Source organism: Phyllobacterium sp. SB3, from assembly GCF_040009165.1.
Classification (GTDB): Bacteria; Pseudomonadota; Alphaproteobacteria; order Rhizobiales; family Rhizobiaceae; genus Phyllobacterium.
On sequence record NZ_JBDYKI010000019.1, the window covers coordinates 1 to 3731 of the forward strand.

Genomic DNA, 3731 nt, shown 5'->3' on the forward strand with positions numbered 1-3731 from the left:
TGGTAGCTCGTCGTTCGCAAGCTCACCATAACCTGAAGGTCACAGGTTCAAATCCTGTCCCCGCAACCAAAACCCCCCAAAATCCCCAAAGCAACCACGCATAAAGCAGTATAATCACACCAGGGCGCATAATCTCACACCCTGAACGGGCGCCCGGAAAACCGCCGAGCGCTCCGCCGCAACGGCTGAAGTCACAAGCCGTTCAAAGGCCAACCACAAAATCACCAATCTCAATAGCCGCCAGACACCATCGACCCAATTCAATGGGCCAGTTCATCGTCCGGACAAAATAAACCCACATCCAGGCAACAGAAAACTCCGCAAAGGGATCACCACCACAGAAACGCAGCCGGCCAAAGCTGCCAAAGCAACCAGCTAGACCATAGCCTGCAATGGGAAAGCTGGATAAGAAGCCTGCGCATGGGCTAAAAACGCAATGGGAAAACCGCACCAGAAACACCTAAATCCACATGCACCAATGCTACCGGACAGGAAATCGCATCATGACTCCATAAAGGTAAAAACCGCCTCCCCAGAAGCGCAAGTTAGCAATGGAGTAACAAAACAATCGCAAGGACCGGCAAGTGTCCAGCGTTAATCAATTCAATTGCCACCGGTCCGTTCAATTCAGGTGAGCGTCCCACGCAACCAATCAACGCTGGCATCTACGATCTGATCAATGCTGTCCTTCACATCCTGCCGAAAAACCAGAGGTTCACCCGTTGGCACCTCCAGCGTTGCAACTTGGCTGTCAAGCATCGAAACCGGCATGAAATGTCCTGTGCGCTTGCTCATGTGTGAACGTAAAACATCAAGGTTGCCATCCAAAAAAATGAACGCCAACGGGCCATTTGCTTTTTCACGCAAGCGTTTGCGATAGCTGATTTTCAAGGCAGAGCAAGATACGACAAGACCATTCTTAGCCTCAGCCAATTCAGCGCCTATTTTGTCGAGCCATGGCCAGCGGTCATCATCGGACAATGAGATGCCGGCAGCCATTTTCTCTACATTGCTTGCTGGATGAAGGGTATCACCCTCTAGAAAGGGAAGGTTCAACGCTTCCGCAATGGCCACGCCAACGGAGGTTTTCCCTGAGCCGCTAACTCCCATGACAATAATGCGCATCATACTGAAGCCGTGATCCCACCGTCGATATGAATGACTTGCCCATTAACAAAAGACGATGCTTTACTTGCAAGGAATACGGCGGCGCCGACCAGTTCCTCGACATTGCCCCAGCGCCCTGCGGGTGTACGCTTTTCCAGCCAGGTTGAGAATTCAGGATTGTCTATGAGTGCTTGGTTCAAAGGAGTTTTAAAATAGCCCGGTGCAATCGCGTTGATTTGCAGGCCATATTTTGCCCAGTCAGTACACATACCCCGGGTGAGGTTACGAACGGCACCTTTAGTCGCCGTGTATGGCGCTATTGATGGGCGGGCAAGTTCGCTCTGCACTGAAGCAATATTGATGATCTTGCCGCTCTTTCGCTTGATCATATGCTTGGCAACGCTTTGTCCGACATAGAAAACACTCGATATATTGGTCTGTAGCAACTGCTGCCATTTATCTTCCGGAAAGTCTTCCAACGGTGCGCGGAACTGCATTCCTGCATTGTTGATAAGGATATCAATCGCACCGACATCGGCCTCGATCTGGTCGACACCTGCCTTGACTGCAACAATATCAGTTACGTCGAAATGTGAGGCGTACGCTTTATATCCTTCATTTTTGAGACCAGAGACGGCTGCCGTCACTTTTTCCTCGTCACGCCCATTGATTACAACAACCGCACCATGTGCTGCCAGACCCTTTGCCAAGGCAAGACCAATACCTTGGCTGGAACCGGTAATGAGCGCTCGGCGCCCTTCGAGATCAAATAACGAGTGGGACATTAGGGAGAATTTCCTCGGATGAGTTCTCGCGGACGCGAATATTGCGGAAACTTGGTATCTTAACTAGCAGTACTTTTTAAGGCGTTCCATCTTTCTGTGTAGCTTCTGTGCCTACAAAAAGCCAAATGTACGGGATTTGGCGTTGAAACAGATGTCTCGTATGGTATTCATTGAGTTGATCTCAACGAAAGAAGACAATCATGACATTGCACCAGAATTTGATCAACGGCGAGTGGGCCGGTGGTGATGCTATTGCCAACATTAATCCCTCGAACACCAATGACGTCGTTGGGGAGTACGCGAAGGCGACGGCTGAGGATACTTTGCGGGCTATCGCAGCGGCGAAAGCAGCGTACCCGGCCTGGTCTCGTTCCGGCATTCTGGAACGACATGCGATTTTGCGCAAAACTGCTGATGAGATTACTGCCCGGAAGGATGAGTTGGGCCGGTTACTTTCGCGGGAAGAGGGCAAGACATTAGCCGAAGGTATAGGTGAAACCTTACGCGCAGCGCAGATATTCGACTTTTTTGCCGGGGAAGTGCTGCGACTTGCAGGGGAAGTCCTGCCAAGTGCCCGCCCTAATATCGGCGTTGAAGTCACACGCGAGCCTGTCGGCGTAGTGGGCATCATAACACCCTGGAATTTTCCGATTGCCATCCCCGCCTGGAAGATTGCACCAGCCCTGGCCTACGGAAACACGGTTGTATTCAAGCCGGCCGATCTTGTCCCGGGCTGCTCTTGGGCAATTGTCGATATTCTGCATCGTTCCGGTTTGCCAAAAGGAGTGCTCAACCTTGTTATGGGCAAGGGTTCAGTTGTCGGACAAACCATTCTTGATAGCGCCGATGTGAATGCAATAACTTTTACTGGCTCTGTTGGAACAGGAAAGCGTGTTGCCGCAGCGTCAATCGAGCATATGCGTAAATTCCAGCTGGAAATGGGTGGCAAGAATCCTTTTGTTGTGCTTGATGATGCTGATCTGAGTGTTGCTGTTGATGCGGCCGTGAATAGCGCCTTCTTTTCAACGGGACAGCGTTGTACAGCGTCATCGCGAATCATTGTTACAGAAGGCATTCATGATCGGTTCGTTACTGCTGTCGCTGAAAAACTAAAAACTATTGTCGTCGATGACGCATTGAAGACAGGCACTCACATTGGACCGGTTGTGGATGAGGGCCAGCTCAAGCAGGATGAAGAGTATATTGCTATCGGTCAGAAAGAGGGCGCAAAACTTGCCTTTGGTGGCGAGCGCCTGACGCGTGACAATCCCGGCTTCTACCTGCAGCCCGCGCTTTTCACGGAAGCGACGAATCAAATGCGTATTTCACGGGAAGAAATTTTTGGCCCAGTCGCCAGCGTGATTCGTGTGAAGGATTATGAGGAAGCGCTGTACACGGCAAACGATACGCCCTTTGGCCTCTCGTCAGGCATTGCAACAACAAGCCTGAAGCACGCGACTCATTTCAAACGCAATGCCGAAGCCGGGATGGTCATGGTCAATTTGCCGACAGCTGGTGTCGATTTCCATGTGCCTTTTGGTGGGCGCAAGGGATCAAGTTACGGTCCACGCGAGCAAGGTAAATATGCGGCCGAATTTTATACGACAGTTAAGACGGCCTATACGCTGGCATAAATCCTGACAATAAACTCTTTCTAGTTTGAAAAAGGGGCGCTGCAACGGGTAGCGCCCCTTTTGTTTTGATATTCATTTTGCTGATTTATCCCCATGTGGGATTGTTTGATTTGATAAAGTTTGATTTTCGGGATTTTTTTAGAAATGTTGTGTTGACAGTTTTGATGAGTGGGGTCTATATACCGACACAACGAGGGCGGGGCGC

Annotated in this window: 3 protein-coding genes; 1 reads left to right on the top strand and 2 read right to left on the bottom strand. The window is 50.5% G+C overall.

Translation table 11 applies throughout. The features are described 5' to 3' along the window. Positions 1-627: 627 nt before the first annotated feature. Together ABKW30_RS29145 and ABKW30_RS29150 are read right to left on the bottom strand one after the other, a co-directional pair. Positions 628-1128 carry a gluconokinase gene (locus tag ABKW30_RS29145; protein ID WP_348602472.1) on the bottom strand — a complete coding sequence of 167 codons (501 nt, stop codon included), beginning with the start codon at positions 1126-1128 and terminating at the stop codon, positions 628-630. Next, positions 1125-1892: an SDR family oxidoreductase gene (locus ABKW30_RS29150; RefSeq protein WP_348602473.1), complete on the bottom strand. Its 768-nt coding sequence runs from the start codon at positions 1890-1892 to the stop codon at positions 1125-1127. The genes ABKW30_RS29145 and ABKW30_RS29150 overlap by 4 nt, the downstream gene beginning before the upstream one ends. 200 nt (positions 1893-2092) lie before the next feature. Here ABKW30_RS29150 and ABKW30_RS29155 point away from each other — a divergent pair, with 200 nt between their 5' ends. Then, the gene (locus ABKW30_RS29155; RefSeq protein ID WP_348602474.1) at positions 2093-3526 is read left to right on the top strand and encodes an aldehyde dehydrogenase family protein; all 1434 of its coding nucleotides are present in this window, start codon (positions 2093-2095) and stop codon (positions 3524-3526) included. Positions 3527-3731 lie beyond the last annotated feature (205 nt).

What these genes read in the sequence shown, in the direction of transcription:
- ABKW30_RS29145 (WP_348602472.1), bottom strand. Translation starts at nt 1,128, where the DNA reads ATGATGCGCATTATTGTCATGGGAGTTAGCGGCTCAGGGAAAACCTCC.
- ABKW30_RS29150 (WP_348602473.1), bottom strand. Translation starts at nt 1,892, where the DNA reads ATGTCCCACTCGTTATTTGATCTCGAAGGGCGCCGAGCGCTCATTACC.
- ABKW30_RS29155 (WP_348602474.1), top strand. Translation starts at nt 2,093, where the DNA reads ATGACATTGCACCAGAATTTGATCAACGGCGAGTGGGCCGGTGGTGAT.